This window comes from Pelagicoccus sp. SDUM812005 (assembly GCF_031127875.1).
Taxonomy (GTDB): Bacteria; Verrucomicrobiota; Verrucomicrobiia; order Opitutales; family Opitutaceae; genus Pelagicoccus.
Genome location: NZ_JARXIA010000079.1, coordinates 1 through 549, shown reverse-complemented (window position 1 = coordinate 549; position 549 = coordinate 1). Strand labels below are relative to the sequence as shown.

Genomic DNA, 549 nt, shown 5'->3' with positions numbered 1-549 from the left:
CGGTGGCGGGATAGACGGGACTCGAACCCGCGGCCTCCTGCGTGACAGGCAGGCGCTCTAACCAACTGAGCTACTACCCCGTGGCGTGAAAGAGAGGGCGAAGCTAGGTTTCCCGATTCCCAAGTCAAGCTCCGTAAATTAGGAAATTCAATTTTCTTAAAAGCCCCGAACCGCGAGCCTCTCCCGACAACCAACAAGCCCTTCCCCACACAACCTTCACACACAAAAAAACCGTCCCCTCGAAAGGAACGTTTTTTTTCACGGTGGCGGGATAGACCCATCAATAGGATCGCGAAGCGCAGCGACGCCGCACTTCCCAGGACTCGTTCAGGGCGAAGCCCGGCGCCACGCGACCACCCGCGGCAGGACGCGAAGCGGACGAAAGCCGCGGGTTCGAGGCCCGTCTCCAAAAACCTCCGCGCACAAAAAAACCGTCCCTCGAAAGGAACGGTTTTTTTTTCACGGTGGCGGGATAGACGGGACTCGAACCCGCGGCCTCCTGCGTGACAGGCAGGCGCTCTAACCAACTGAGCTACTACCCCGTGGCGT

Annotated in this window: 2 tRNA genes; both read right to left on the bottom strand. The window is 59.2% G+C overall.

Annotated features, from left to right (window positions below):
• Positions 1 to 3: 3 nt before the first annotated feature.
• Positions 4 to 80, bottom strand: a tRNA-Asp gene (locus QEH57_RS24770).
• 385 nt (positions 81 to 465) lie between these two features.
• Positions 466 to 542: transfer RNA gene (locus QEH57_RS24765), tRNA-Asp, on the bottom strand.
• Between the last annotated feature and the right edge of the window lie 7 nt (positions 543 to 549).